Origin of the sequence: Arthrobacter sp. H35-D1, from assembly GCF_030063185.1 — a bacterium.
Lineage (GTDB): Bacteria > Actinomycetota > Actinomycetes > Actinomycetales > Micrococcaceae > Specibacter.
On the sequence record NZ_JASISP010000082.1, the window covers coordinates 1 to 702 of the forward strand.

A 702-nucleotide genomic window follows, 5' to 3' on the forward strand; every position below is an offset into this window, starting at 1 on the left:
AGCAATTAATGGAAGATTGGAACACCTTCGGGGCTCTGCCCTCGGCTTCAGGAATCTCACCAACTACGTCGCCAGATCATTGCTGGAATCCGGAGGCTTCAGACCGAAACTACACTCTGGATTCTGAAGAGCCATTTAACAACCACACCGGCCCGCCGTAACAGACCAGACCGGTGCCAGTCCAGCGGAGCAGCACGTATATGGTTGGCGCTGTGCTGGCTATTGGGAAGAGTAATCAAGTGAATTTATTGACACCGCACCACGACGGATCCGCGCTCTATGTGCAGGGAAGCGGCGTGTTGGGGCAGCGCTGCAGGTTGCGGATACGCGTGCCGCAGCAGTGGGGTGTCAAGGGCCATGAGTTTCTGCCCACCAGCGGCCACTTCTTCTGCCCGCTGGTGGCCAGCAAAACTGCCCGGATATGGCCATGAGATCTGCCCGCCAATATAGATGCGTGGTTGGCCATACCGGTGCGGTGTGTTAGCTCAGTTGTGCCACTCCCTTCCCTGCTAGGGCCTGGGTCAGCCTGACGGAGTCGCCACTGGTTTGGCAGACATGGGCATGATGCAGCAGTCGGTCCACGGTCGCCGTGGCCAGGGTCTTGGGCATGAGCTCGTCGAATCCGGCCGGGTGCAGGTTGGAGGAGATCGCGATGGAGCGTTTCTCATAGGCGGCATCCACAACCCGGTATAGTCCCTCGGC

General features: G+C 59.1%; 2 protein-coding genes. One reads left to right on the plus strand and one right to left on the minus strand.

Annotated elements, in window-relative coordinates; genetic code table 11:
• Window positions 1-239: 239 nt before the first annotated feature.
• Window positions 240-431: a hypothetical protein gene (locus QMG25_RS20380; protein WP_283462958.1), complete on the plus strand. Its 192-nt coding sequence runs from the start codon at window positions 240-242 to the stop codon at window positions 429-431.
• A gap of 49 nt (window positions 432-480) precedes the next feature.
• Here QMG25_RS20380 and QMG25_RS20385 read toward each other — a convergent pair.
• Window positions 481-702 (minus strand): ATP-binding protein (locus QMG25_RS20385; RefSeq protein ID WP_283462960.1); only part of this gene is annotated, 222 nt, incomplete at its 5' end.